The following is a 24,355-nucleotide window of genomic DNA, read 5'->3' on the forward strand; positions in this document are numbered from 1 at the left end:
CGCTGGGTCATGCTGCGGCTGTCCGTGCTGGCCGGCCTGACCGCCGTGTGGATCCTGTTGTGGGGCAACATCTCTGCGGCCAACGTGCTGTCCGGCCTGGCCGTTGCGCTGCTGATCACCGTCGCCCTCCCGCTGCCACCGGTGCCGGTACAGGGCAAGGTGCACCCGCTGTCGCTGCTCAATCTGATCATCCGGGTGGCCATCTACCTGGTGATGTCCAGTTTCCAGATCGCCTGGCTGGCCATCCGCCCGGGACCACCGCCGCTGAGCGCGGTCCTGCGGGCCAAACTGACCGTGAAATCGGACCTGGTGCTGGCCCTGGCGGTCAACATCTACAACCTGATTCCCGGTTCGATCGTCTTGGAGATCGACCAGGTGCGCCGGTTGATCTACTGCCACGTCATCAACGTGGGCTCCGACAAGGCGGTCAAACAGTTCTACCACCAGGTCGAGGTGGTGGAACGCCTGCTCATCGCCGCCTTCGAGCGCGACGAGGAGTGGAAACCGGCCTCCAGGGAAGAACTCGAGGCCGATCCGGAAAGCACTGAGGAGGCGCCGCGATGAACACCATCTGGCTGATCGCCGCGGTGATGCTCGTCGCCGCTGCCGCCATCACGATGTTCCGGCTGCTGGCCGGACCGAGCACCCTCGACCGGCTGGTCGCGCTGGACACACTGGTGGCGGTGACCATGTGCTCCATCGGCACCTGGGCCGCGTTCAGCCTCGACACCACGGTCACCTACAGCTTGGCGGCGCTGGCGTTGATCAGCTTCGTCGGTTCGGTGAGCGTGGCCCGTTTCCGCGTGCCCGACACCGAGAATCGGGGCGCCAAACGATGAACACATTCGATGTCATCTCGGCGGTGCTGGTGCTGGCCGGCTCGGCGCTGGCCCTGACGGCCGCCGCCGGGGTGGTCCGGTTTCCCGACACACTGTCGCGTATGCACGCCGCCAGCAAGCCCCAGACCCTGGGGCTGCTCCTGGTGCTCTTCGGCGCGGCACTGCGCCTGCGGGGCCACCCCGATGTGGGCATGATCATCCTCACCGGCTTGTTCACCATCATCACCGCCCCGGTGGTGGCGCAACGGGTGGGGCAGCTGGCCTACCGCGAGCAGCGTGACCGCGAGGAACTGCTGACCAAAGACGAGATGCGCGAACACCGCAACTAGCGCGCGTCACTCACCGGAGAGCTGGAACTCGACCATCGCGGTCACGGTGTCCACGGCGTCGCTCAACGCGGTCAGCCGATCGGCAGGCGACGGTGCCGCCAGCACCGAGTACTTGTCGGCGATCCCCATCGGCATCCGCGCGGCCAGCTCGTAGAGCCGCTGTCCGGCGGTCACGTCCACGCCGTCACCCAGGACGGCTTCCCGCTCGGGCAGATGCGCGTCGCGGGCCAGAGCGATCCGCTCGAACAACCCCCAGATCCGGTCTTCCAGCGCCACGACGTCGCTGCCGCGGACGGCGCCCGGCTCGTCGGGCCACGACTCGACGACGGCACGCGGGTAGGGATCGTCGGACAACCACTGGAGAACCCGGATACGTTCGGTGAGAGGACATCTGAGTCGGTACTTGCCGTCGCCGTAATCTTCGAACGCGGCGATGCGCGCCCGCACTCCGACGTCGTGGCGGTCGTCCCCGCCGCCGACCTCGCGCCCACGGGCGATCAGCACCACCCCGAACGATTTGTCGTCCCGGTCGAGGGTGTCCTGCACCAGCGCGGAGTAGCGCGGCTCGAAGATCCGTAGCGGCAGCTCTTCGCCGGGCAGCAGCGCGGTTTCCAGCGGGAACATCGGCGTCGCGGCGGTGGTCACCGTATTCCCTGGCCTTCCAACACTTCCCGGACCGGAGTCGAGGGTTCGGCGAAGGTGCACAACGCACTGGTGACAGTGATCCACAGCTCGGGGTTGAGCGCCACCAGCTCATTCTCCTCCCCGATCGCGCTGATCACCTCACGCTGGGCGTCCTCGTCGAGGTCGATGTACTCCTCACACGTGGTGTCCGCCACCGCCGGTGTTCCCGGTGCGCCGGGGGCGCTGGTGCGGGTGGGCACCGTGGACGACGAGGGCGCACCCGGCCGGGGCGCCGACGTGGTGGTCGACGGTGCGCGTGTGGTCGTGGTCAGCGCAGGAGCATTCGGATCAGCCAGCGGGGTGCCGTCGACGGTGCTGGTGCAGGCCACCACCCCCGCCGAGGCGATCACGACCCCGGCGAGCACCTGCGCGGCGTTGCGGATCGTGAAATGCATTTCTGCTCACACCCAATTCGCTAGATGACCAGCTCGTCGATCAGTGCATCGACCACCATACGCAGGTCACCGTCGTTCTCTTCGGCGACTCGGCGCTGGCGTTGATACGACGCGCCCCGACGCGGGATGTCGGCGACGCGCGCCAGTTCGTCGGAGCAGTGCAGTGAGCGTGCCACCGGCTCCAGCCGGGTCAGCAGGTCGTCGAGGTCCTCGGTGACCAACCGCTCGTTGCTCTCGGCGTCCTGGATGATGATCGCGTCCAAGCCGTACCGGGCGGCGCGCCACTTGTTCTCCTGAACGTGCCACGGCGGCATCACCGGCAAGGCCTCGCCGGCGTCGAGACGCCGGTCCAGATCCACCACCAGGCAGTGGGTCAGTGCCACCAGCGCGCTGAGCTCGTCGAGGTTGGACACCCCGTCGAAGATCCGGATCTCCACGGTGCCCAGATGCGGGGACGGACGGATGTCCCACCGGACTTCGTTGATGTGGTCGATGATGCCGGTCTTCTTCTGGTCGTGCACAAAGCCTTCGAACTCGCGCCACGACTGGAACTGGAACGGCAGCCCCGCAGTGGGCAACTGCTGGAACATCATTGCGCGGTTACTGGCGTAGCCGGTGTCCTCACCCTCCCACCACGGGGACGACGCCGACAGGGCCAGCAGATGCGGGTAGTGGTTGAGCAGTGAGCTGATGATCGGCATGACCTTGTGCGCCGAGGACACCCCGACGTGGACGTGCACACCCCAGATCAACATCTGCCGTCCCCACCACTGGGTGCGGTTGATCAGCTCGGCATAACGCGGTGCGTCGGTGAGCTTCTGCGCCGCCGCCTCCGCGAACGGGTGGGTGCCTGCGCAGAACAGCTCCATGCCGCGGTCGCGGACCACCTGCCGAACGGTGCGCAAGGTGGTGGCCAGATCCTCCATCGCCTGCCCGGAGTTGAAGCAGATGCCGGTGACGATCTCGACGGTGTTGCGCAGCAGTTCCTTGTGCACGTGCGGGTTCTCGCCCAACTCGGCGATCACGCCCGCGGCCTCGTTGCTCAGGTCCCGCGTCACCGCGTCGACGAGCGCGAACTCCCATTCGACGCCGACGGTCGGCCGGTAGGAACCGGCGAAATCGATACGGTTGGCGTTATTCGCCGCCGATAACACCGCAAGCCACCCGGCTGCCGGCGTCACCGGTGGCCATCGTCGTGGCATCCGGGCCCGGGGTGCCGTTGACCTGGTTGTAGCGCTCGGGCGGGATGTTGGCGAAGTTGTCCGCCTTCTCGTGGATGATGATCGCGGTCTTCTCACCTGCCAGCAGATCGTCCTCGGTGAAGGCGTCGGTGGTGGTGACCAGGCGGGCCGAGCCGTCCTCGCGCACCTGCAGCGAGCTCAGGTCGCCGCTGGCCGGGTGCCCGCTGTGGCCGGGCACCTGGAAGTGTCCACCGGCCGAGTTGAAGTCGCCGGGCGCGCCTCCGGTGGGGGCCACCGAGTTGGCCTCGCACTTGCCGACCTGGTGGATGTGCATGCCGTGGAAGCCCGGAGTCAGCGTCCCGGTGCCGGTGGTCTCGACGGTGACGGTGGCGTAGCCCGCGCTGAACTCGAATGTGGCCGTTGCCACCTCGGTTCCGTCGGGTGCGTTGATGGGCACCTCGAGTGTGGAACCACCGCTGCTCTCGCCACTGCCGCCGTGGGATTCCGAACCTTCCTCCGCAGAGGGGGCCGGTGAACCCGTCCAGACAGGAGGATTGGTCCCCGGAGTGGTCGCCACCGGCTCGTTGGGGGCGCACGCAGTCAAACCGACCACGGGAGCGACGAGCGCGACTGCAACGGCTGTTTTCTTGGAGGCAGATTTCTTCAAGAGACTGGCGGGCATGGGCTGAGCCTAACTGTTTGCAGTCCGGCCCTGCCTCCCCGGCTCCTTCGTCGCCGCATCGGCGACCGGCCTAACCTGTTTGCAGTCCGGCCCTGCCTCCCCGGCTCTCCCCCTCGCTCCGCTGGGGGTGCCCCCCGGCCTAACCTGCGACCACCACGATCAGGCCGGGTGGTTGCTCGGCGACCTCCGGAATGCGGGGTTCCACGGGCGCTTCCAGCAGCCGGCCCAATTCCTCGGCGGCCTCCTGCTCACCCTCGCCGAAGTACACGGTGGTGACGGGGACGTTCGGCAGCACCAGATTGCCGACCTCGGTGACATTCCAGTTGTCGTCACGCAGCCGGGTCGCGGTGCCCTCGGCCGCGCCCGGGGTCTCGGAGATGTTGAACACCCGCACCTCGGGACGAGGAGCGGGTTCCTCGGTCTCGGAGGTGGGGGCGGGAGCCGACGTCGTTGTGGTCACAGCCGGACCGGCAGAGGTGTCGTCGTCACCACCGGAACTCAAGGCCTGGAAACCGACCAGCAGGAAGACGATGCCCAAGAACAACAGCACCATCACTATGGCGCGCAGTGGCAGCCCGGAGGAGTCAGGAACGCGCTCGTTCATCGCGCCAACCCTAGCTCAGGTGATGTCGAAGCCCAGCTTGCGTGCCGCGCGCGCCTTCTGCCTGCTGGCCCGCAGCCGACGCAGTCGCTTGACTAACATGGGATCCGCCGCCAACGCCTCGGGGCGCTCCACGAGCGCATTCAGCACCTGGTAGTAGCGCGTGGCCGACATCGAGAACAGCTCTTTGATCGCTTCCTCTTTCGAACCCGCGTACTTCCACCATTGCCGTTCGAATGCGAGGATGTCGTGCTCACGACGGGTCAGCCCATCGCTGAGCTCAGCGTCGCCCCCCGAACGCTCAGCCCTTGCCATGGCGCCTTCCATGTCGCTCCCTTATAACCATTCGCCAACGAAATGACATCGGTGTGGTTCTGCGCGAGTATTCAACCACGCTCGCGACAATTGGGACGGCACCCAAGCCCGCGCGTCGGCTGACTTAAGCTTGCCGACCATGGCCGTTGTTCCAATCCGCATCGTGGGAGACCCCGTCCTGCACACTCCGACCCAGCCGGTGGAAGTCGGCCCGGACGGATCCTTGCCCGCGGACATCAAAGAATTGATCACCGATCTGTACGAAACGATGGACGCCGCGTACGGAGTCGGGTTGGCCGCCAACCAGATCGGCGTGCCACTGCGGGTGTTCGTCTACGACTGCGCCGACGATCGCAAGAAGACCACGCGACGCCGCGGTGTGGTGATCAACCCGGTGCTCGAGACCTCCGACGTGCCGGAGACCATGCCCGACCCCGAGGACGACGAGGAAGGTTGCCTGTCGGTCCCCGGCGAGAACTTCCCGACCGGACGGGCGGACTGGGCGCGCGTCACCGGCCTCGACGCCGACGGCGCCCCCATCACCATCGAGGGCACCGGGTTGTTCGCTCGCATGCTGCAGCACGAAACCGGCCATCTGGACGGGTTCCTCTACCTGGACCGGCTGATCGGCCGGCATGCCCGCGCCGCCAAGCGCGCGGTCAAATCGCATGGCTGGGGCGTGCCCGGGTTCTCCTGGACCCCCGGTGAGGGACCGGATCCGTTCGGGCACTGATGAGTGACCTTCCGGCCGTGGGAAACCGGGTCAGCATCCGGTACCGGCTGGATGACGGCTTGACCGACGTCATCGGTCATCTGGAGGCGGTGTCCCCGATGGTGCGGGTGCGCACCGTTTCCGACGGCACGGTCGAGGTGGCGCCGTCGGCGATCGTCAGCGTGCGTGAGCTGTCCCACCGCCCGGTGCGCAACTCCGAGATCCGCGCCCTCGAGCACGCGGCGGCCCTGGCCTGGCCCGGTACCGAGCGGCAGTGGGTGGGCGGTTGGTTGGCGCGCGCGGCCGGCGGTCACACCAGCCGGGCGAATTCCGCCGTGCCGCTGGACATGTCGGCCACGCTGGCAGAGCTGCCCGCGGTCGCGGACTGGTACCGGTCGCGTGGACTGCCGCCCTGGCTGGCACTGCCCGAGCGGTTGGTGCGGGTCAGTTCCGAAGGCATCAAGGCGAATCGGGTGATGGTGTGTGACATCAACCCGGCGACCGCGCCCGGGGTGACCTTCACCGAACTTCCCGACGCGGCGTGGCTGTCACTGTATGAACGCCCGGTTCCCACCGAGGTGCTCACCGCCGTCGTCGACGGTGTGGTGACCTTCGCCGCACTCGGCGGCGCCGCGGTGGGACGAGGCGCAGTGACATCAGCGCCCGATGGCGCACGCTGGCTGGGTATTTCAGCGGTACGGGTGGCGCAGGACCAGCGTCGCCGCGGCCATGCCCGGTTGATCTGCCAGGCGCTGCTGAACTGGGGCGCCGAACAGGGCGCACAGAAGTGCTATGTGCAGGTGCTGGCCGACAACACCGCGGCGATCCGGCTCTACGAGTCGATGGGTTTCACCCTGCATCACCGCGTGCGGTACGTGTCGGTGGATTCCGTTCTGCCCCCTAAGGTGTGAGCATGCGCTTGGCCACCTGGAACGTGAACTCCATTCGCACCCGGGTGGATCGGGTGGTGGACTGGTTGGAGCGCGCCGACGTCGACGTGCTCGCGATGCAGGAGACCAAGTGCACCGACGCACAGTTCCCGACGATGCCGTTCGCCGCCTTGGGATACGAGATCGCCCACGTGGGGTTCAACCAGTGGAACGGCGTGGCCATCGCTTCCCGGGTCGGACTGGAGAACATCGAGGTGGGGTTCGAAGGTCAGCCCACCTGGAGTTCGAAACCCGAAGTCGAAGCGGCGGCCGAGGCGCGGGCCCTGGCGGCGACGTGCGGTGGGGTGCGGGTGTGGAGCCTGTACGTTCCCAACGGTCGCACCCTGGCCGATCCACACTATGTCTACAAGCTCGGTTGGCTTGCCGCACTGCGAGATACCGCAGCAGGATGGCTCAAGGACGACCCCGGCGCGCGGATCTCGCTGGTGGGCGACTGGAACATCGCGCCCACCGACGATGACGTCTGGAGCGTGGCGGCCTACGAAGGCCACACCCACGTGTCCGAACCCGAACGCGCCGCATTCACCGCCATCAACGATGCCCAATTCACCGACGTCGTGCGGCCTTTCACCCCCGGGCCCGGCGTGTACACCTACTGGGATTACACCCGACTGGCCTTCCAGAAGCGTCGCGGTATGCGCATCGACTTCATCCTGGGCTCACCGGCACTCGCCGCGCATGTACGCCACGCCGAGATCGACAAGGACGAACGGCGCGGCAAGGGCGCCAGCGACCACGCCCCGGTGCTGGTGGACCTCGAGGATCTGCCGCCGGGAGTTAGCTGAGGCCGCCGGCGGCGCGGTGCCGGGACCACGCTTGCCGGGCCACGAGGAGGAGTGACGCCGTCCGTCAGGCAAGATGTCCCCGTGTCCAGTTCCGTGCTCGATCGGCTGTTGCGGGCACTGGCACGGATTCTGTCGCTCCGCACCATCGTCGTCATCTCGGGCCTCGGTGTGATCGCCACCGTGCTCACCATCGGCGCCTGGGTCTGGATCGGCATCACCAATGACCAGTACAGCCAGCTGGATCGCCGGCTGGACTCGGTGAGCAGCCTCGGCGATTTCTCCAATCTGCTCAGCGCACCCAGCGCGGGTGACGTCGAACAGGTGACACCCGACGGCAACCTGGTGCGCACGGCGCGTATCGGCGGTGTCACGGTGTCGGCACCGCCGTCGGTGGTGCTGCCCGAACTCGGTACCGGCTACACCAACACCACCATCGACGGCGTCGAGTACCGAGTCCGTACGTTCGCCGCCGGCCCGGCGTCCATCGCACTGGGCGCCCCGGTGGCCGAGACCGAACGCCGCATCGACGCGTTGCACCTTCGGGTGTTGATCATCTGCGGCAGCCTGATCGCGGGCACCATCGTGGTCGGCTGGTTCATCTCGCTGATCATGGTCAACCCGTTCCGGCTGCTCGCCCAACAGGCCCGGGCCATCAACGCCCAGTCGAACCCCGATGACGTCCAGGTGCGCGGTGTCCGCGAGGCCGAAGAGATCGCCGAGGCCGTCGAGGGCATGCTCGCCCGCATCGGCACCGAGCAGCAGCGCACCAAAGACGCCCTGGAATCCGCGCGCGACTTCGCCGCCGTCGCCTCCCACGAGCTGCGCACACCCCTCACCGCGATGCGCACCAACCTCGAGGTGCTCTCCACGCTGGATCTGGACCGACCGCAGCGCGAGGAACTGGTCAGCGACATCATGCGTACCCAGACCCGCATCGAGGCCACCCTGACCGCGCTGGAGCGGCTCGCGCAGGGACAGTTGACCACCGCCGACGACCTGGTGCCGCTCGACATCACCGAGCTGCTGGACCGCGCGGCCCACGACGCCATCCACAGCTACCCGGATCTGAAGGTGTCACTGATACCGTCGCCGACGGTGCTGATGCTGGGCCTGCCGGCCGGGCTACGGCTGGTCATCGACAACGCGATCGCCAACGCCGTCAAACACGGCGGGGCCACCGAGGTGCAGCTGAGCGCGGTCAGTTCGGCGGCCGGTGTCGAGATCGCCGTCGACGACAACGGCTCCGGGGTCCCGGAAGCCGAACGCACGGAGGTGTTCGAACGCTTCGCCCGGGGCTCCACCGCGTCCCGCTCCGGATCCGGCCTGGGCTTGGCACTGGTCGCCCAGCAGGCCGAATTACACGGCGGCACAGCCGCTTTGGAGAAGAGCCCCCTGGGTGGCGCGCGGCTGGTGCTGCGGCTGCCGGTGCTCTACTAGCTCTTGACGCCGACGGTGATCAGATCCGACAGCAGCATCGTCCACAGCGGGCGCTGCACCCGGTGCTGATCGACAACGGTCAGTCCGGCGCCCTCGAAGAGCCGCCGCATCTCCTTGGGGGACGGGTTGTGGGCCGGGTTGCGCAGATCGGCGGACAGTTTGTGCAGAGGGAGTTGTTGTCGGGGGCTGATGGTCGTCACCGCCACCAGACCGCCGGGTGCCAGCACTCGATGGAACTCCCGTAAAGCTGCGGGCTGGTCGAAGAAGTGGAACGCCGATGTCGTGACCACCGCATCCAGGAAACCGTCCTCGAAGGGCAGTTGCTCCGCGGGTGCCTTCATCCAGCGCACGCGGTCGGAGCGCTGGCGGGCCTGGGCCAGCATGCCGTCGGACATGTCCAGCCCGTAAACCTCGTCGGGGCGCAGTTCCCATTCGATGCGGTCGGTCAGGATTCCGGTGCCGCAGGCGATGTCGGCGACGCGCTCGACTCCGCGCGCACGCAAGACACTCACCACCTCGTCCTGCGCGGGCCGGTAGACCCAGCGCTGCAGACAGGGTTGGTTGTAAGCCGGAGCAGCGAAGCTCCAGAACTTGGCGATCGAGTCGTTCAAGCCGCGGCGCTGCGTCGTGATCGTCACTTCACCGAGTGTAGGACCGGCTTGTCGGTGGGTCGATCTACTGTGCCGAACATGAGTTCGAACAATGACATCCTCGCCGCGTTGAACACCATCGACGAGGCCACCCGTGTGGTCGCGAAGCATTTTCACGACCTTCGGCCCACCGATCAGCGGGCCGTGCTGCTGCGCCTGGAGACCGTCAACAAGCAGATGGCCGGCGTGCAGCGGAGCATCCTCGCCGGCATGGTCTCCGGTCCCACGCCCGTCGAGTTCGTCGGCGCCTCGTGGGATCAGGTGCTGGCGCGGCGCCTGCGCATTCCGGTCGCGGAGGCGCAACGTCGTATCGCCGAGGCCACGCAGAACCAGCCGCGGAGCGCCTAGACCGGCTGCTAGGTGACCAGTGCCACCGAGTTCGCGCGGCGCAACTTGCCCGAAGGCGTCTTCGGGATGGTCCCCGGTCCGAGCACGACGACGTTACGCGGGCGCACGTCCACCTCGGTCACCACCTCGTGGGCCACCTGGCGTTCGATGCGGTGCACCTCGTCGGGGTCCTGGTAGGCGTTGGACTCGACGGCGACGGCGAACGTCTCGCGTGAGTGGCCGGCATCCAGCCGGACGGCCACGGCGCAGCCGGGGCGCACGCCCTCGACGCGTCCAGCGGCCCGCTCGATATCGGTCGGGTAGATGTTGCGGCCCGCCATGATGATGACGTCCTTCACGCGGCCGCACACCACCACGTGTCCGTTGTCGGTGAGATAGCCCAGGTCGCCGGTGTCGTACCAGCCGTGCTCGTCCTGTGCCGGGATGAAACCGCCCATGGTGATGTAACCGGGCGTCAGCGACTCACCGCGCAGCTCGATGACACCGACGCCCCGGGGCGGCATCACATTGCCGTGTTCGTCGACGATGCGGGCCTCGAGATCGGTCAGCAGCGGGCCGAGGGTGGCCAGGCGGCGGGTGTTGCCCTTGGTGGCGGGCACGGCCTGGCGCAGCGCGGCCAGCAGGTCGGCGTCCACCTCGTCGACCACCAGACCGGCGTTGCACTCGGAGAACGAGACCGCCAGCGTGGTCTCGGCCATGCCGTAGGCCGGCAGGATCGCCGATTCCTTGAGGCCGAAGGGCTTGCCGGCGTCCAGCAGGTCCTCGACGTCGGCGGGTTCCACGGGCTCGGCGCCGGACAGCGCGAAGCGCAGGGTCGACAGGTCGAACTGGCCGGGCTGGGCCTGGCGGCGCAGCCGCTTGGCCAGCAGCGCATAGGCGAAGTTGGGGGCCGCGGTCATCGTGCCCTTGTACTTGTCGATCAGCTTGGCCCACAGCAGGGTGTCCCGCAGGAAGTCCATCGGCGTGACCTTGACCAGTTCGGCGCCGAAGTACATCGGGATGGTGAGGAAGCCGACCATGCCCATGTCATGGAAGCAGGGCAGCCAGCTGACCATCACGTCTTTGTCGACTTCGTACTCGGCGCCGATGAACATCGCCTCGGCATTGGAGTAGATGTTGCGGTGCGTGATCTGCACCGCCTTGGGCGAACCCGTCGAACCGGAGGTCAGCTGCATCAGCGCCAGATCGTCTTCGCCGGTCTCCACCGGATCGATCGGCTCCGCCTCGAGCAGGTCACCGATCTTGAGGACCTTGATGCCCTTCTCCTCCAGCACCGGGATGGCCACCAGGAAGGGCTCGGACACCACGACGGCCTTGGCCTCGATCATCTGGATCACCGTCAGGGTGTCCTCGGCCCACACGGCCAGATCGGTGCGCGGCGTCGGCTGGTGCAGCATCGTCAGGCTGGCGCCGCGCATCCACAGCGCCTGCGCCGTCGGCGCGATCTCGACCGGGAAGCCGGCCAGCACGCCGATCGCGTCACCGGGGCCCACGCCGCCGGCGGCCAGGCCACCGGCGATGCGGCGGGCCCGCTCGTGCACCTCACCCCATGTGTGCCGCACGGGCTCGTGCGGTTCACCGGTGACCATGCCCTTCGAGCTGGTCGCGGCGTTGTAATACATCTTCTCGGTGAACCTGCTCACGAGGACCTCCTCGGCTTCCGGAGCGACTCGAACGTAGGGGATGTCTGCTGCGGACCGTAGGAGGCGCGCGCACACAATAGAGCTGCGGTTAGGTCTCGAAATGGGTGAATTCCGCGCTGTGGCTGCTGCCCGTCAAAACGCCCGCCGACGGAGCCGGAGGGCGTTCTAGAGGCAACGCATGTCAAATCGGTACTCACCACCGGGAGCCATCTTAAACTCCTCTTAAGTAACTGCCAAACGTTACGGAGTCGAACGGGTTGGCACCACCCGCGCGCCCTGCACCGGCCCGCTTGCCACCCGCACCGTTCGGCACACGCCGGCGCCGGCCAATTCGGTGCCCACATCCACCGCCGCACCCGCCGACGCGCACAGGAAGGCGCAGGTGGGACCGGAGCCGGAGACGATCCCGGCCAGCGCCCCGGCCTCCATGCCCGCCCGCAACGTGCGTCGCAGTGCAGGGTCGAGGCTCAGCGCCGCGGCCTGCAGCTCGTTGCCCAGCAGCGGCGCCAGCTGCGCCGGGTCGCCGGTTGCCAGCGCGGCCAGCAGCGGCTCGGTGTCCCCCAGCCGCGGCGGCTCGCCCACTTCCCGTAACCGGTCGATCTCGGCGAAAACCTTGGGCGTCGACAGGCCGTTGCGGCCGAACGCCAGGACCCAGTGGAAGGTGTTGCGCGCCAGCACCGTCGCCAGTTCCTCACCGCGGCCGGTGCCCAGCGCAGTGCCGCCGTGCAGGGCGAAGGGGACGTCACTGCCCAGCTCGGCAGCCAGGGCGTGCAGATCTCGGCGGGGCACCCCCTGCTCCCACAGGTGGTTGACGGCCACCAGCACCGCGGCGGCGTCGGCGCTGCCGCCGGCCATCCCACCTGCGACGGGGATGGCCTTTTCGATGGTGATCGCGACGTCGGGTGTGCGGCCCACGTGCTCGGCCAGCAGTTCGGCGGCCTGCCAGGCCAGATTGCGTTCGTCGATCGGCAACGTCTCGGCGCCCTCCCCCACGATGTCGAGCGACATCACGTCGGCGGTGCGCACGGTGATCTCGTCGAACAGTGACACGGCGTGAAAGACGGTGGTCAGCTCGTGGTAGCCGTCGGCGCGGGTGTCACCGACGGCGAGGAACAAGTTGACCTTGCCCGGGACGCGGACCGTCACAGATCCAGTCGGCACCCATTCAGCGGCGGTGCTCCCGTCGGATGCGGACACCGCAAAAGGGTAGCCCGGTCGACGATGCGGGCGAGGAACGAGCCCGAGGAGGAAGGGCCGGGCTCCAGGATTCAGCCCGGTCGACGATGCGGGCGCGGGGGCACCCCCAGCGAAGCGAGGGGGCGAACGAGCCCGAGGAGGAAGGGCCGGGCTCAAAAATCCAGCCCGGTCGACGATGCGGGCGCGGGGGCACCCCCAGCGAAGCGAGGGGGCGAACGAGCCCGAGGAGGGCTGAAAAGATCCAGCCGGAAACTACGATTAAAGGGTGCCGCGTCCAGGTGAGGACTTCCACGGGTACGTCGTAGCCCAGGCGCTCGGCCACGGCGGCAGCGCCACCGTGTATCTGGCCCGTCAACCGTCAGCAGGCAACCGCGCGGTGGCCTTGAAGGTGCTCTCCCCCGGCCATCGGACCGAGAACCGGCTGGAACGGATGTCGCGCGAGTTCGACTTCGCCAAGCGGCTACCGCACCCCCACATCATCGAGGTCTACGACCGCGGGACCGACTGGCTGGCGATGCAGTACATCGACGGCGGCAACGCCACCACCTTGCACAGTCTGGACCTCCGGTTGCAGGCGCTGGCGCAGATCGCCGAGGCCCTGGACTTCGCCCACCGGCAGGGTATCGTGCATTGCGACGTCAAACCCGCGAACATACTGGTGCACAAGGACTTTGCGGCCGGCGGTGCAGTGCTCATCGATTTCGGGGTGGCACATTCACTGGCCGAGGACATGGCAATCCGGTTGTCTCGCGATGCCACCCAACGACTCTCCCTCGACCCGGCCAGACGCATCACCCATCAGCGCACCGAACACCCCGCCACGGTCCAGGCGTCACTGCCCTACGCTGCGCCCGAGCTGCTCGCCGGACGCTCGCCGTGCGCGGCCACCGACGAGTACGCCCTGGCGTGCACCGCTGTGGAATTGATCACCGGCACACCGCCTTTCGTCGCCCAGACGGCAGGCGCACTGATCGACGCACAGCTGCACCAGGTGCCACCGCGGATGTCACGCCAGGTCTCGTGGTTGCCGCACGCCTTCGATTCCATTCTGGCCAAGGCCATGGCAAAAGACCCGGACGCGCGTTATGAGACCTGCTCAGAAATGGTTTCGCTGATTACCCGCCTTTTACGCTGATCAAACGCTGTTTTTGCGACATAGTTCTGTAACCTATGTTTTACCGCCGCCGAGTTGCCGTGTCCGCGTTGCGAACTAGCGTCACAGTGATGGGAACCGCTATCGAATATGACAATTCCGCGCTCGCCCATGAGGAAGAGGGTTACCACAAGGGGTTGAAACCCCGGCAACTACAGATGATCGCCATCGGCGGCGCGATCGGCACCGGGCTGTTCATGGGCGCCGGTGGCCGCATGAACAGCGCCGGGCCGGGACTGTTCATCGTGTACGCGGTGTGCGGTGTCTTCGTCTTCTTCATCCTGCGCGCCCTGGGCGAGCTGGTGTTGCACCGGCCGTCGTCGGGTTCGTTCGTCTCCTACGCGCGCGAATTCCTGGGCGAGAAGGCCGCTTACGTCGCGGGCTGGATGTATTTCTTCAACTGGGCCTGCACCGCCATCGTCGACGTCACTGCCGTCGCCCTGTACATGCACTACTGGGGTGCGTTCGACGCCGTTCCGCAATGGACCATCGCGCTGATCGCACTGGTCATCGTCCTGACCGTCAACATGATCTCGGTCAAGATCTTCGGCGAGATGGAGTTCTGGGCCGCCCTGATCAAGGTGGTGGCGCTGGTGTCGTTCCTCGTCATCGGGATCGTCTTCCTGGCGGGCCGTTTCGAAGTCGAGGGACAGGCCACCGGATTCTCGGTGGTCACCGACAACGGGGGCCTGCTGCCGACCGGCGCGCTGTCGCTGGTGCTGGTCACTTCGGGCGTCATCTTCGCTTATGCCGCAGTGGAATTGGTGGGCACCGCGGCGGGCGAAACCGAGGACCCGCCGAAGGTGATGCCCAAGGCCATCAACTCAGTGGTGTTCCGTATCGCGGTCTTCTACGTCGGTTCGCTGGTGCTGTTGGCGTTGTTGTTGCCGTACACCACATATCAAGAGGGTGAGAGCCCGTTCGTCACCTTCTTCTCCAAGATCGGTGTGCCGGCGGCCGGGGACATCATGAACTTTGTGGTCCTCACCGCGGCGATGTCGAGTCTCAACGCGGGCCTGTATTCCACCGGCCGCATCCTGCGCTCGATGGCGATGAACGGCAGCGCCCCGCAGTTCACCGCGAAGATGAACAAACGCGGTGTGCCGTTCGCGGGTATCGCCCTGACGGCGGCATTCACCGTGCTGGGCGTGTTCCTGAACCTGATCGTTCCGTCGGAGGCGTTCAACATCGCGCTCGATCTGTCGGCGCTGGGCATCATCGCCTCCTGGGCCACGATCGTGATCTGCCAGATCCAGCTGTACCGCTGGTCCAAGAAGGGCATCGTGTCGCGCCCGTCGTTCCGGCTGTGGGGCACGCCGTACACCAGCTACGCCACCCTGGTGTTCCTCGGCGCGGTGCTGGTGTTGATGTGCTACGAGAACTACTGGAATCTGATCGCTCTCCTGGTGATCGTGCCCGCGCTGATCATCGGGTGGTACGCGGTGCGCGGCAAGGTCCTTGCCATGGCACAAGAGCGCGTCGGCTACACCGGTAACTATCCGATCGTCGCGCAGACACCGTTGCAGAACGAGTTCCTGAACAAAGACGCCGAGGACTGACACAACACAAAAGAGCCGGCCCGCGATGGGCCGGCTCTTTTGAAAACGAGGGTCAGAACTGCCGGGCGCTCTGCTGCTGCTCCTCAGCGGTGGGCTCCGCCACGGTGCCCGAGCGCTGCAGCAGCCGGACGAACTCGGCGACGGCCAGGGTCTCGCCGCGACGGGCCGGGTCGATGCTGGCGGCCAGCAGCCGGCTGGCGGACTCGTTGCCGGAACCGGCCCATTCCAGGAAGGCGTTGCGAGACGTCTTGCGCCGCTGCGCGAAGGCGATGTCGACGAGTTCGAACACCTTGTCGCGGAAGCCCTCTTCGGTGGGCCACGGCGATGTCTCATAGCGGTCGATCCGGACCAGACCCGAGTACACCCGGGGAATGGGCCAGAACACCGTCGGCGACACCATGCCGAAGCGCCGGACACGGCCGTAGAAGCGCACTTTCACGCTCGGCACGCCGTAGTCCTTGCTGCCCGGCTCGGCCGCCAGTCGCTCGGCCACCTCGGCCTGCACCATCACCATCACGGTGCGGATGGACGGGAACTCCGCGAGCAGGTGCAGCAGTGCCGGGACGGCGATGTTGTACGGCAGGTTGGCCACCAGTGCGGTCGGCTCTTTCTCCAGCTCCGACTTACGCAGCGTGAGGATGTCCTGGTTCAGGACGGTCAACCGGTGGATCTCGCTGTGCGAGTGCTCGGCGATGGTCTGCGGAAGGCGTTCTGCCAGAACAGGGTCGACCTCGACGGCCGTCACGGTGGCGCCGCGGTCGAGCAGGCCGAGTGTCAGCGACCCGAGTCCGGGTCCCACCTCGATCACCGTGTCGTGTCGATTGACACCGGAGGCGGACACGATCCGGCGCACTGTGTTGGCGTCGTGAACGAAGTTCTGTCCCAGCGACTTACGCGGACGAAAATCGAGCTCTTTCGCCAGGTTCCGGATCTCGGTCCGACCGAGAAGGCGAATCGTCATGAAACCCCTGTTCTACCGCTGCACGTTGGCCATGCGCCCCAGCCCTGGCGGGCTCGAGTGACTTCTGCGATTGCTATCTGTTCTTCACGAGTTGCCAGGTCTGCACGGGAAGCATAGCGCAGGCCACCCTGTCGCTCCCATGTGTTTTGGTCAAATTGGACACCACCGAAATAGCCGTTGCCTGTATTGATGGCCCAATTACCGCCCGATTCACAACGTGCGAGCGCGTCCCAAATCAGACCGTTTGTCACCTCTGGAACCTCGGTCCCGGGCTTTGCGCCGACCCGCAGCACCGACTGGCGAGCCGGCGTGACAACCATGTTCGCGACCGGCAGCCGGCCGGTCTCGGCGCCGTTGACAGTCGCCACGGCAAACGTCACGTCCTGGGTCCCGGGGGCCCCGGGATCCTCCAGCACCTGACGGCTCATGTTCATGGTCGGATCTTCGATTCGTTGTGCGATCGGTTTCAGCGGTAGCCGTTCGGTGACCTTCTCCATGCGGATACGTGTCACCTGGATCTGCATACCCGCGATGACCGGCGATGATGCTGCCGGAACCACCCGGTCGTTCTGTTCGAGCGGCACGCCGGCCTCGGCGAGCAGGCTCGCGACGTTGGGCGCGGCCAAGGTGACGGTGCGGATGGCGCCGGCGTCGTTGATCTGCACGGTCTTGGCGCTCACCACGGGAAGCGACATGCCTTCGAGAGGAACGCGGCTGCCGCGGGATGCCGCTGCCGGAGCGGTATCGGTCATCGCCAACTGGGCCAGCGCCTCGTCCACCGTCGACGCGGTGGTCCACACCTGCTTGGTGTCCTGGCCGTCGAAGGTGATCTCCAGCGGCTTGCTGCGGCGCAGCACGATGTTCTCGGCGTCCTGCACGCGCTGGTCGGCGGCGGGATAGAGATCGTCACGCTCCCCGACGTCGAAGCCGTTCTCGGTCACGACGTCGATGACGCGCGATTTCATGGTGGAAACGGTCATGGGCGCCCCGTCAACCGTCAAGGTCACGGTCTTGTGGGCGGTGACGGCGAAGCCGCCCGCCACGGCGAGGGTGACGAGCAGAGCCGCAACCAGAATCCGCAGTATCGGTGAGCGTGTCTGATGAAGTTCGGTTAGTGCGTTCAACGTGCGAATATCCCGGTTCCACAGTCCACGAGGACCCTGATGGGTCCTCGATTATCACGAGACGGTAACGAACCGAGTGGAGGGGCGGCAACCCAGCGACGACCGCCATGGCGTCTTACCCCCCTGTCAATTAGCGCTTGAATGCAAACCATACACCGTGCGGGCGTTTGCTGCGCTGCGGCTGGCAAGCATTGTTTCCGGTTTGCCGACGATCTCGGCGAGGGCCCGCACGGTGTACGGCAGGCAGTACGGCTCGTTGGGCGCTCCGCGGTAGGGATGCGGGGTCAGAAACGGTGCGTCGGTCTCGACCAGCAGCTGGTCCTCAGGGACAAGCCTGGCGGCTTCGTGCAACGCCTTGGCGTTGCGGAAGCTGACCGTGCCCGACAAACTCAGGTACCAGCCCGCGTCGACGCACGTACGCGCCATCTCGGCGTCAGACGAGAAGCAGTGGAAGATCACCGTCTCGGGGGCGCCCTCGCCGCGCAGCACATCCAGCACCGCGGCGTCGGCGTCGCGGTTGTGGATCATCAACGGCTTGCCGGTTCGCTTGGCCAGGTCGATATGCCAAGCGAAGCCTTCCCGCTGGGTGTCGGGATCCGCGCAGCCCTCCAGTCGGCCCGGCCAGTACAGGTCCATCCCCGTCTCACCGATGGCCACCACCCGCGGATCGGTGGCCAGCTGCTCCAGCTCGGCGCGCGCGGCGTCGTCCAGGGCGTTGGCCCGGGTCGGATGCAGGGCCACCGCGGCGTACACCCGCTGGTCCCAGTGCGCGGCCTGCACCGCCCAGCGAGCCGCGGCCAGATCGTCGGCGATGGTCACCACGGCCTCGACACCGACGGCGCCGGCCCGGTCCAGGATCTCCGTCACACCCGCGGCGTCGGTGGCCCCACAGGCGTCGAGGTGGGTGTGCGCATCGATCAGCGGCGCCAGGGGCGGCGGCGCCGGGGGTGCATCACGCATGGCTGAACGTTTCGAACTCACCGCCACACCATAAAGTGGGGCCTGATGAGCGAGCCTTTCTACGTGACCACCGCGATCGCCTACCCCAACGGCGCACCGCATGTCGGGCACGCCTACGAGTACATCGCCACCGACGCGATCGCCCGCTTCAAGCGGCTCGACGGTTTCGACGTGCGCTTCCTCACCGGCACCGACGAGCACGGCCTCAAGATGGCGCAGACCGCGGCTGCCGAGGGCATCTCGACCGCGGACCTGGCGCGGCGCAATTCCGACGTGTTCCAGCGGCTTCAGGAGAAGCTGGGCGTCACCTTCGACAGGTTCATCCGCACCACCGACGCCGACCACCTCGAGGCCTCCAAAGCCATCTGGAATCGGATGAACGAGGCCGGCGACATCTACCTGGACTCCTACGCCGGCTGGTACTCCGTGCGGGACGAACGCTTCTTCGCCGCCGACGAGACCGAGGAACTGCCCGACGGCACCCGGATCGCCACGGAGACCGGCACCCAGGTCACCTGGACCGAGGAGCAGACGTACTTCTTCCGACTCTCGGCGTACACGGACAAGTTGCTCGAGCTCTACCGGGCACACCCGGAGTTCATTGCTCCCGATGTCCGGCGCAACGAAATCGTGAGTTTCGTCTCGGGCGGCCTGACCGACCTGTCGATCTCGCGCACCACCTTCGACTGGGGCGTCCCGGTCCCCGATCACCCCGACCACGTGATGTACGTCTGGGTGGACGCGTTGACCAACTACCTCACCGGGGTGGGTTTCCCCGATACCGACTCCGCGTCCTACCGCCGGTTCTGGCCCGCTGACCTGCACATGATCGGCAAGGACATCATCCGGTTCCACACCGTCTACTGGCCGGCGTTCCTGATGTCGGCGGGCCTTACGCTGCCGAAACGAGTGTTCGCGCACGGGTTCCTGTTCAACCGCGGCGAGAAGATGAGCAAGTCCATCGGCAACACCGTCGACCCGTTGGCCCTGGTCGACGCCTTCGGCCTCGACGCCGTGCGCTTCTTCCTGCTGCGCGAGGTGCCGTTCGGCCAGGACGGCAGTTACAGCGAGGAAGCCATCATCTCGCGCATCAACACCGATCTGGCCAACGAGCTGGGCAATCTCGCGCAACGCTGCCTGTCGATGGTGGCCAAGAACCTCGACGGTGTGGTGCCCGACCCCGGGTCACTGAACGCCGACGACACCGCGTTGCTCGCCGACGCCGACGCCCTGCTCGGAAAATCCCGCGAGGCGTTCGACCAGCAGGCCATGCACCAGGCCCTGGAAGCCATCTGGCTGACCCTGGGTGCCACCAACCGGTACTTCTCCGCCCAGGAGCCGTGGGTGCTGCGCAAGTCGGAGTCTCCGGCCGACCAGCAGCGATTCCGGTCGGTGTTGTACGTGACGATGGAAGTGGTGCGTATCGCGGCGCTTCTGGTGCAGCCGGTGATGCCCACAGCGGCGGCCAAGCTGCTCGATCTGTTGGGTCAGCCGGCCGAGCAGCGGGATTTCACTGCCATCGCCACCCGCCTGGCCCCCGGCACGGAACTGCCGGCGCCGACGGGAGTCTTCCCCCGCTACCAGACCGAGTGATCTGCGCCACACCCTGTCACATCCGGATAACCGGCGGTGTCTTGAGGTCAGGCGGCTCACCGAGGAGCCCACTGACCGAAGGACGAGAAATGAATGCAGACAAGAGCACCCGTGCCATCGTGATCGGCGGCGGCTATGCCGGAGTGCTGGCAGCCAACCGGCTGACCCAGCAGTGCGCGGTCACGCTGATCAACCCCCGCCCGCAGTTCGTCGAACGGATCCGGCTGCACCAGCTGGTGGCCGGCAACGACGACGCCGTGGAAGGGTATGACAGCCTGCTGCACGGCGATGTCGAGATGGTGGTCGACGCGGCCGCCCGCATCGACGCGCCGGCCCGGCGCGTCATCCTGGCCTCCGGCGCCGAGCTCGGGTACGACTACCTGGTGTACGCGGTCGGCAGCACCGGCTCGGTTCCCGTAGGTGTGCCCGGGGCGGCCGAGTTCGCTTACCCGCTAAGCGAATTCGAGCAGGCCGCGCGGCTGCGTGACCGGCTCGCCGACGTTCCGCTGTCTGCGCCGGTCGTGATCGTGGGCGGTGGGCTGACCGGCGTCGAGGCCGCCTCGGAGTTCGCCGAAGCGGGTCGTCAGGTCACCCTGGTCACGTCGATCCTCGGCCCGTCACTGTCGGCAGCCGGCCGCAAGTCGGTGGCCAAGCGGTTGCGCAAGCTCGGTGTCACGGTGCTCGACGGCGCCGCAGTCACCGCGGTGTCCGCCGCCGAGGTGCAACTCGACGGTGGCCGTTCACTGCCCAGCGCTGTGACCGTGTGGACGGCCGGTTTCGGCGTGCCGGGCCTGGCGGCCGCCAGCGGACTCACCACCGACGCCCTCGGACGCCTGCTCGTCGATGAGACACTGACCAGCGTGGACGACTCGCACATCATCGCCGCCGGCGACGCCGCGTCGCCCTCGGATCTGCCACTGCGGATGAGCTGCCAGGCCGCCTTGCCGATGGGCGCCCAGGCCGCCAACACCGTGCTCGCACGCATCGCCGGCACGGATCCGGCCACCCTCTCACAGGCGATGACGGGTCAGTGCATCAGCCTGGGTCGCGCCGGCGGGACCATCCAGCTGGCACACACCGACGACACCGTGCGCAACCTCTACATCGGTGGTCGCACAGCGGCTTTCATCAAAGAGCAGGTCTGCAAGGGCACGCTGGGTTTCCTGCGCAAGGAAGCCCGCAAGCCGGGCTCGTACTTCTGGCTCAAGGGCGGCAAGCGGGACCGCCGGCTCGCGCACGCCCAGCAGCAACAACGGGTCACCGTCTGATGGACGAGCACGCCGAGCGGTTCACCCACCTGCGACCACTGCTGTTCACCATCGCCTACGAAATCCTGGGTACGGCAACAGAATCCGATGACGTGCTCCAGGAGAGCTATCTGCGGTGGGCGCAGGTGGACCTCGATACGGTGACCGACACCAAGGCCTACCTCGCCCAGCTGGTGACCCGCCAGTCGCTCAATGCTCTTCGGGCACAGTCGCGACGGCGCGAGGAGTACGTCGGGCCGTGGTTGCCGGAGCCACTGTTGGTGCAGACACACGATGCCAGCGCCGATGTGGTGCTGGCCGAGTCGGTGTCGATGGCCATGATGGTGGTGCTCGAGACGCTGACCCCCGACGAGCGCGCCGTCTTCGTCCTGCATGAGGTGTTCGGGTTCGGGCATGACGAAATCGCCTCGGCCATCGGCAAATCGGCGGCAGCGGTGCGTCAGATGGCGCACCGCGCCCGCGAGCACGTGCAGTCCCGCCGCAAGCGGTTCTCGCCCGTCGACCCGCAGGAGTCGGCCGAGCTGACCACCCGGTTCTTCGCCGCAGCGGCCACCGGTGATCTGGAGCAGTTGGTGTCGATGCTGTCGCCGGATGTGGTGTGGACCGCCGACAGCGACGGCAAGGTGAGCGCCGCCCGCCGCCCGGTGGCTGGTGCCGTCAACGTCGCCCGCCTGATCCTGGGCCTGATCCGGATCGCCGGCGACACCGGACGCGTCGAACCCGCGATGTACAACAACACTCCGGCGCTGACGCTGTACCTGGGCGAGCGCCTCGAAGGTGTCATCCTGTTCGACTACACCGACGGCAAGATCACCAATTTCTACGCCATGCGCAACCCGGAGAAGCTCGGCACCGTGCTGGTACCGCGGCAGATCAGCCGGTGAATTCCGGCGTCTGCCAAGCTTGAGGCATGCGCATCGACCGGCTGGGCAGTCTCGGCGGTTCACCCGTCGTGTTGCGCGCTGTCGCCGCTGCCACCACCCGGCTGGGATTGGCCCCACCGGCCGCGTTGTCCGGCGACTGGTTCGGGTCGTCAGCGGTGATCGCGCCGACACTGTGCGCCGAGCCGACGCCGCCGCAGCAGGCCTTCGATGTCGAACCGGGGACCGCCGGCGGTGGCGCGGTGGGCGGTGGCTGGCTCGGTTATCTGTCCTATCCCGACGCCGGCGCCGACGGCACCGCGCACCGCGTCCCGGAGGCGGCGGGCGGCTGGACCGATTGTGTCCTGCGCCGCGATGACGACGGGGTGTGGTGGTTCGAGGATCTGACGGGCGCGCCCATGCCGGACTGGTTGCGCGACGCCCTCGGTGTCGCGGTCGCGGCCAGACCGTGGCGCATCGACTGGTCCGCCCCGGATCGGGCCACCCATGAGGCCGGGGTGCTGGCCTGCCTGGACGCGATCGGCGCCGGCGAGGTGTACCAGGCCTGCGTGTGCACCCAGTTCACCGGCGAGCTGCGCGGCGAGCCGCTGGAATTCTTCGCCGACGCGGTGGGGCGCACCTCCCCGGCCCGCGCGGCGTTCGTCGCCGGGCGGTGGGGCGCGGTGGCGTCGCTGTCACCTGAGCTGTTCCTGCGCCGCCGCGGCCAGACCGTGTGGTCGAGCCCGATCAAGGGCACGTTGCCGTTGCACGCGGATCCGGCCCTGCTGCGCGAGTCGGTCAAGGACGTCGCCGAGAACGTCATGATCGTCGACCTGGTCCGCAACGACCTGGGCCGCGTTGCGGCCACGGGGACGGTGCGGGTGCCGGAACTGCTGGCGGTCCGGCCCGCCCCCGGGGTGTGGCATCTGGTGTCGACCGTCGCCGCCGAGGTGCCCACGACCGTCACCAACCGGGAACTGCTGGAGGTCACCTTCCCGCCGGCGTCCGTCACGGGCACCCCTAAACAGCGTGCGCGCGAACTGCTTTCGGGGTGGGAACCACGTCGTCGCGGTGTCTATTGCGGCACCGTCGGGCTGGCGTCACCGGTGGCGGGCACCGAACTGAACGTCGCCATCCGGACCGTGGAGTTCGACGCGCACTCCCGGGCGGTGCTGGGGGTCGGCGGCGGGATCACCGCCGATTCGGACCCGGCCGCCGAGTGGGCGGAATGCCTGCACAAGGCGGCGCCGACGATCGGCCTGCCTCAGTCGCGCGACTTGAGCACGGCGTCGTAAAGCGCGCGCCGCGATGGCGCGCCGGGGTGTGCGGCCACCACCTGCTGGCACGCGTCCTTGACCCGCACGCCTTGTTCCGTCAGTTCGACGACCTCGGCCACCAAGGTGTCGAGATCCACCTGCGGAACCGCTCCGGCGAGCACAACCGTGATCTCGCCCAGTACGCCGTCGGCAGCCCACTCGGCGAGTTCGGCCAGGGTGCCGCGGACGATGTCCTCGTGGGTTTTGGTCAGCTCGCGACACACCACGGCCCGGCGGTCGCCGCCCAGCACGTCGGCGGCCTCACCAAGCAGGTCGGCCAGACGGCGCGGTGACTCGAAGAACACGCAGGTGCGCTGCTCGGCGGCCAGCATGCCGAGCCACGCCCGGCGGGCCTTCCGCGGCGCGAAGCCCTCGAAGCAGAAGCGGTCCGACGGCAGACCCGACACCGCCAGCGCCGTGGTGACGGCCGACGGACCGGGCAGGCAGCTCACCGGTATCCCGGCCTCGACGCAGCCGGCCACCAGCCGGTAACCGGGGTCACTGATCAACGGCATGCCCGCGTCGGTGACCGCCAGCACCGTCGCGCCGGCTTTCATGTCCTCGATCAGGGCGGGCGCTCGTGCCTGCTCGTTCTGGTCGAACAGGCTGACCACCCGGCCGCCCAGCCGAACCTCCAGCGCGGTGGCCAGCGTCCGGATCCGCCGGGTGTCCTCGGCGGCGACGATATCGGCGGTTGCCAGAGCGTCACGTAGGCGTGCCGACGCGTCGCCAGGTTGCCCCAGGGGCGTGGCGCCCAGCAGCAGACGGCCACCACTCATGGGATGCGAGCCTACGGTCCGTAAAATCGCAGCC

The 24,355-nt window shown here is 67.4% G+C and carries 27 protein-coding genes; 14 read left to right on the forward strand and 13 right to left on the reverse strand.

The window, feature by feature from the left end; genetic code table 11:
* The first annotated feature begins 9 nt into the window (after positions 1-9).
* From AC3A6P_RS12210 to mnhG, 3 genes are read left to right on the forward strand one after another with little or no spacing between them, the layout of a single operon-like run.
* Complete coding sequence (locus AC3A6P_RS12210; RefSeq protein ID WP_487691961.1) at positions 10-564, forward strand: Na+/H+ antiporter subunit E; 555 nt, start codon at positions 10-12, stop codon at positions 562-564.
* Positions 561-839, forward strand: a complete 279-nt coding sequence (locus tag AC3A6P_RS12215; RefSeq protein ID WP_487691757.1) for a monovalent cation/H+ antiporter complex subunit F — start codon at positions 561-563, stop codon at positions 837-839. The genes AC3A6P_RS12210 and AC3A6P_RS12215 overlap by 4 nt, the downstream gene beginning before the upstream one ends.
* On the forward strand, positions 836-1,168 hold the full coding sequence (gene mnhG, locus AC3A6P_RS12220; protein ID WP_487691758.1) for a monovalent cation/H(+) antiporter subunit G: 333 nt from the start codon (positions 836-838) through the stop codon (positions 1,166-1,168). Before AC3A6P_RS12215 ends, mnhG begins: the two co-directional genes overlap by 4 nt.
* Positions 1,169-1,174: 6 nt before the next feature.
* Here mnhG and AC3A6P_RS12225 read toward each other — a convergent pair whose 3' ends face one another.
* The 6 genes from AC3A6P_RS12225 to napA all read right to left on the reverse strand — a co-directional run bounded on the left by AC3A6P_RS12225 (position 1,175) and on the right by napA (position 5,038).
* Positions 1,175-1,792, reverse strand: coding sequence for an LON peptidase substrate-binding domain-containing protein (locus AC3A6P_RS12225; protein WP_487691962.1), 618 nt, complete (start codon positions 1,790-1,792; stop codon positions 1,175-1,177).
* Positions 1,793-1,809: 17 nt separating this feature from the next.
* Positions 1,810-2,247 (reverse strand): hypothetical protein, encoded by a 438-nt coding sequence (locus AC3A6P_RS12230; protein ID WP_487691759.1) that lies wholly within the window; start codon positions 2,245-2,247, stop codon positions 1,810-1,812.
* A gap of 20 nt (positions 2,248-2,267) precedes the next feature.
* Positions 2,268-3,401: a glutamate--cysteine ligase gene (locus AC3A6P_RS12235; RefSeq protein WP_487691963.1), complete on the reverse strand. Its 1,134-nt coding sequence runs from the start codon at positions 3,399-3,401 to the stop codon at positions 2,268-2,270.
* On the reverse strand, positions 3,382-4,110 hold the full coding sequence (gene sodC / locus AC3A6P_RS12240; RefSeq protein ID WP_487691760.1) for a superoxide dismutase[Cu-Zn]: 729 nt from the start codon (positions 4,108-4,110) through the stop codon (positions 3,382-3,384). Before sodC ends, AC3A6P_RS12235 begins: the two co-directional genes overlap by 20 nt.
* A gap of 139 nt (positions 4,111-4,249) precedes the next feature.
* The gene (locus AC3A6P_RS12245; RefSeq protein WP_487691761.1) at positions 4,250-4,714 is read right to left on the reverse strand and encodes a LytR C-terminal domain-containing protein; all 465 of its coding nucleotides are present in this window, start codon (positions 4,712-4,714) and stop codon (positions 4,250-4,252) included.
* Positions 4,715-4,729: 15 nt separating this feature from the next.
* The gene (gene napA / locus AC3A6P_RS12250) at positions 4,730-5,038 is read right to left on the reverse strand and encodes a nucleoid-associated protein NapA (RefSeq protein WP_487691762.1); all 309 of its coding nucleotides are present in this window, start codon (positions 5,036-5,038) and stop codon (positions 4,730-4,732) included.
* Between the two features lie 127 nt (positions 5,039-5,165).
* Between napA and AC3A6P_RS12255 the strand changes: the two genes are divergently transcribed.
* From AC3A6P_RS12255 to AC3A6P_RS12270, 4 genes are all read left to right on the forward strand, one after another.
* Positions 5,166-5,759, forward strand: a complete 594-nt coding sequence (locus tag AC3A6P_RS12255; protein ID WP_487691763.1) for a peptide deformylase — start codon at positions 5,166-5,168, stop codon at positions 5,757-5,759.
* A complete protein-coding gene (locus AC3A6P_RS12260; protein ID WP_487691764.1) occupies positions 5,759-6,649 on the forward strand; it encodes an N-acetylglutamate synthase, CG3035 family in 891 nt (296 codons plus the stop codon). Before AC3A6P_RS12255 ends, AC3A6P_RS12260 begins: the two co-directional genes overlap by 1 nt.
* A 2-nt stretch (positions 6,650-6,651) precedes the next feature.
* Positions 6,652-7,473, forward strand: a complete 822-nt coding sequence (locus AC3A6P_RS12265; protein WP_487691765.1) for an exodeoxyribonuclease III — start codon at positions 6,652-6,654, stop codon at positions 7,471-7,473.
* Positions 7,474-7,554: 81 nt separating this feature from the next.
* Positions 7,555-8,910 (forward strand): sensor histidine kinase, encoded by a 1,356-nt coding sequence (locus AC3A6P_RS12270; protein ID WP_487691766.1) that lies wholly within the window; start codon positions 7,555-7,557, stop codon positions 8,908-8,910.
* On the opposite strand, the gene AC3A6P_RS12275 is transcribed toward AC3A6P_RS12270, so the two are convergent.
* Positions 8,907-9,542 carry a class I SAM-dependent methyltransferase gene (locus tag AC3A6P_RS12275; protein WP_487691964.1) on the reverse strand — a complete coding sequence of 212 codons (636 nt, stop codon included), beginning with the start codon at positions 9,540-9,542 and terminating at the stop codon, positions 8,907-8,909. The two genes, AC3A6P_RS12270 and AC3A6P_RS12275, sit on opposite strands and share 4 nt — an antisense overlap.
* Positions 9,543-9,599: 57 nt before the next feature.
* On the opposite strand from AC3A6P_RS12275, the gene AC3A6P_RS12280 reads away from it, so the two are divergent.
* On the forward strand, positions 9,600-9,908 hold the full coding sequence (locus tag AC3A6P_RS12280) for a hypothetical protein (RefSeq protein ID WP_487691767.1): 309 nt from the start codon (positions 9,600-9,602) through the stop codon (positions 9,906-9,908).
* Between the two features lie 8 nt (positions 9,909-9,916).
* Here the strand turns inward: AC3A6P_RS12280 and AC3A6P_RS12285 are convergent, their stop codons facing one another.
* Together AC3A6P_RS12285 and AC3A6P_RS12290 are read right to left on the reverse strand one after the other, a co-directional pair.
* Positions 9,917-11,551 carry a fatty acyl-AMP ligase gene (locus tag AC3A6P_RS12285; RefSeq protein ID WP_487691768.1) on the reverse strand — a complete coding sequence of 545 codons (1,635 nt, stop codon included), beginning with the start codon at positions 11,549-11,551 and terminating at the stop codon, positions 9,917-9,919.
* Positions 11,552-11,791: 240 nt separating this feature from the next.
* Positions 11,792-12,748 (reverse strand): 4-(cytidine 5'-diphospho)-2-C-methyl-D-erythritol kinase, encoded by a 957-nt coding sequence (locus AC3A6P_RS12290; protein ID WP_487691769.1) that lies wholly within the window; start codon positions 12,746-12,748, stop codon positions 11,792-11,794.
* A gap of 265 nt (positions 12,749-13,013) precedes the next feature.
* Between AC3A6P_RS12290 and AC3A6P_RS12295 the strand changes: the two genes are divergently transcribed.
* Both AC3A6P_RS12295 and AC3A6P_RS12300 read left to right on the forward strand, forming a co-directional pair.
* The gene (locus AC3A6P_RS12295) at positions 13,014-13,883 is read left to right on the forward strand and encodes a serine/threonine-protein kinase (RefSeq protein ID WP_487691770.1); all 870 of its coding nucleotides are present in this window, start codon (positions 13,014-13,016) and stop codon (positions 13,881-13,883) included.
* Between the two features lie 89 nt (positions 13,884-13,972).
* The gene (locus AC3A6P_RS12300; RefSeq protein ID WP_487691771.1) at positions 13,973-15,460 is read left to right on the forward strand and encodes an amino acid permease; all 1,488 of its coding nucleotides are present in this window, start codon (positions 13,973-13,975) and stop codon (positions 15,458-15,460) included.
* 52 nt (positions 15,461-15,512) lie between these two features.
* On the opposite strand, the gene rsmA is transcribed toward AC3A6P_RS12300, so the two are convergent.
* The 3 genes from rsmA to AC3A6P_RS12315 all read right to left on the reverse strand — a co-directional run bounded on the left by rsmA (position 15,513) and on the right by AC3A6P_RS12315 (position 18,505).
* Entirely contained in the window at positions 15,513-16,421 is a 909-nt protein-coding gene (gene rsmA / locus AC3A6P_RS12305; protein ID WP_487691772.1) for a 16S rRNA (adenine(1518)-N(6)/adenine(1519)-N(6))-dimethyltransferase RsmA, read from the reverse strand.
* Positions 16,418-17,545 (reverse strand): resuscitation-promoting factor, encoded by a 1,128-nt coding sequence (locus AC3A6P_RS12310; protein ID WP_487691773.1) that lies wholly within the window; start codon positions 17,543-17,545, stop codon positions 16,418-16,420. Before AC3A6P_RS12310 ends, rsmA begins: the two co-directional genes overlap by 4 nt.
* 126 nt (positions 17,546-17,671) lie before the next feature.
* Entirely contained in the window at positions 17,672-18,505 is an 834-nt protein-coding gene (locus tag AC3A6P_RS12315) for a TatD family hydrolase (RefSeq protein WP_487691774.1), read from the reverse strand.
* 45 nt (positions 18,506-18,550) lie between these two features.
* Here AC3A6P_RS12315 and metG point away from each other — a divergent pair, with 45 nt between their 5' ends.
* The 4 genes from metG (at position 18,551) to AC3A6P_RS12335 (ending at position 23,521) form a co-directional block, all read left to right on the forward strand.
* Positions 18,551-20,098 (forward strand): methionine--tRNA ligase, encoded by a 1,548-nt coding sequence (gene metG / locus AC3A6P_RS12320; protein ID WP_487691775.1) that lies wholly within the window; start codon positions 18,551-18,553, stop codon positions 20,096-20,098.
* An 89-nt stretch (positions 20,099-20,187) separates the two neighbouring features.
* Complete coding sequence (locus tag AC3A6P_RS12325; protein ID WP_487691777.1) at positions 20,188-21,366, forward strand: NAD(P)/FAD-dependent oxidoreductase; 1,179 nt, start codon at positions 20,188-20,190, stop codon at positions 21,364-21,366.
* Positions 21,366-22,250: an RNA polymerase sigma-70 factor gene (locus AC3A6P_RS12330; protein WP_487691778.1), complete on the forward strand. Its 885-nt coding sequence runs from the start codon at positions 21,366-21,368 to the stop codon at positions 22,248-22,250. The genes AC3A6P_RS12325 and AC3A6P_RS12330 overlap by 1 nt, the downstream gene beginning before the upstream one ends.
* A 26-nt stretch (positions 22,251-22,276) precedes the next feature.
* The gene (locus tag AC3A6P_RS12335; protein WP_487691779.1) at positions 22,277-23,521 is read left to right on the forward strand and encodes an aminodeoxychorismate synthase component I; all 1,245 of its coding nucleotides are present in this window, start codon (positions 22,277-22,279) and stop codon (positions 23,519-23,521) included.
* Here the strand turns inward: AC3A6P_RS12335 and rsmI are convergent.
* Positions 23,491-24,321 carry a 16S rRNA (cytidine(1402)-2'-O)-methyltransferase gene (gene rsmI / locus AC3A6P_RS12340; RefSeq protein ID WP_487691780.1) on the reverse strand — a complete coding sequence of 277 codons (831 nt, stop codon included), beginning with the start codon at positions 24,319-24,321 and terminating at the stop codon, positions 23,491-23,493. The genes AC3A6P_RS12335 and rsmI overlap by 31 nt on opposite strands.
* Between the last annotated feature and the right edge of the window lie 34 nt (positions 24,322-24,355).

The sequence above is a fragment of the Mycobacterium sp. Soil_C_30 genome, from assembly GCF_057656995.1.

Excerpts from the sequence above, each read along its gene's own strand:
- AC3A6P_RS12335 (WP_487691779.1), top strand. The coding sequence starts at position 22,277 with ATGCGCATCGACCGGCTGGGCAGTCTCGGCGGTTCACCCGTCGTGTTG.
- AC3A6P_RS12330 (WP_487691778.1), top strand. The coding sequence starts at position 21,366 with ATGGACGAGCACGCCGAGCGGTTCACCCACCTGCGACCACTGCTGTTC.
- AC3A6P_RS12260 (WP_487691764.1), top strand. The coding sequence starts at position 5,759 with ATGAGTGACCTTCCGGCCGTGGGAAACCGGGTCAGCATCCGGTACCGG.
- AC3A6P_RS12245 (WP_487691761.1), bottom strand. The coding sequence starts at position 4,714 with ATGAACGAGCGCGTTCCTGACTCCTCCGGGCTGCCACTGCGCGCCATA.
- AC3A6P_RS12255 (WP_487691763.1), top strand. The coding sequence starts at position 5,166 with ATGGCCGTTGTTCCAATCCGCATCGTGGGAGACCCCGTCCTGCACACT.
- AC3A6P_RS12280 (WP_487691767.1), top strand. The coding sequence starts at position 9,600 with ATGAGTTCGAACAATGACATCCTCGCCGCGTTGAACACCATCGACGAG.
- rsmI (WP_487691780.1), bottom strand. The coding sequence starts at position 24,321 with ATGAGTGGTGGCCGTCTGCTGCTGGGCGCCACGCCCCTGGGGCAACCT.
- napA (WP_487691762.1), bottom strand. The coding sequence starts at position 5,038 with ATGGAAGGCGCCATGGCAAGGGCTGAGCGTTCGGGGGGCGACGCTGAG.
- AC3A6P_RS12325 (WP_487691777.1), top strand. The coding sequence starts at position 20,188 with ATGAATGCAGACAAGAGCACCCGTGCCATCGTGATCGGCGGCGGCTAT.
- AC3A6P_RS12315 (WP_487691774.1), bottom strand. The coding sequence starts at position 18,505 with ATGCGTGATGCACCCCCGGCGCCGCCGCCCCTGGCGCCGCTGATCGAT.
- AC3A6P_RS12225 (WP_487691962.1), bottom strand. The coding sequence starts at position 1,792 with ATGTTCCCGCTGGAAACCGCGCTGCTGCCCGGCGAAGAGCTGCCGCTA.
- mnhG (WP_487691758.1), top strand. The coding sequence starts at position 836 with ATGAACACATTCGATGTCATCTCGGCGGTGCTGGTGCTGGCCGGCTCG.
- AC3A6P_RS12265 (WP_487691765.1), top strand. The coding sequence starts at position 6,652 with ATGCGCTTGGCCACCTGGAACGTGAACTCCATTCGCACCCGGGTGGAT.
- AC3A6P_RS12210 (WP_487691961.1), top strand. The coding sequence starts at position 10 with ATGCTGCGGCTGTCCGTGCTGGCCGGCCTGACCGCCGTGTGGATCCTG.
- AC3A6P_RS12300 (WP_487691771.1), top strand. The coding sequence starts at position 13,973 with ATGGGAACCGCTATCGAATATGACAATTCCGCGCTCGCCCATGAGGAA.
- AC3A6P_RS12230 (WP_487691759.1), bottom strand. The coding sequence starts at position 2,247 with ATGCATTTCACGATCCGCAACGCCGCGCAGGTGCTCGCCGGGGTCGTG.
- sodC (WP_487691760.1), bottom strand. The coding sequence starts at position 4,110 with ATGCCCGCCAGTCTCTTGAAGAAATCTGCCTCCAAGAAAACAGCCGTT.
- rsmA (WP_487691772.1), bottom strand. The coding sequence starts at position 16,421 with ATGACGATTCGCCTTCTCGGTCGGACCGAGATCCGGAACCTGGCGAAA.
- AC3A6P_RS12215 (WP_487691757.1), top strand. The coding sequence starts at position 561 with ATGAACACCATCTGGCTGATCGCCGCGGTGATGCTCGTCGCCGCTGCC.
- metG (WP_487691775.1), top strand. The coding sequence starts at position 18,551 with ATGAGCGAGCCTTTCTACGTGACCACCGCGATCGCCTACCCCAACGGC.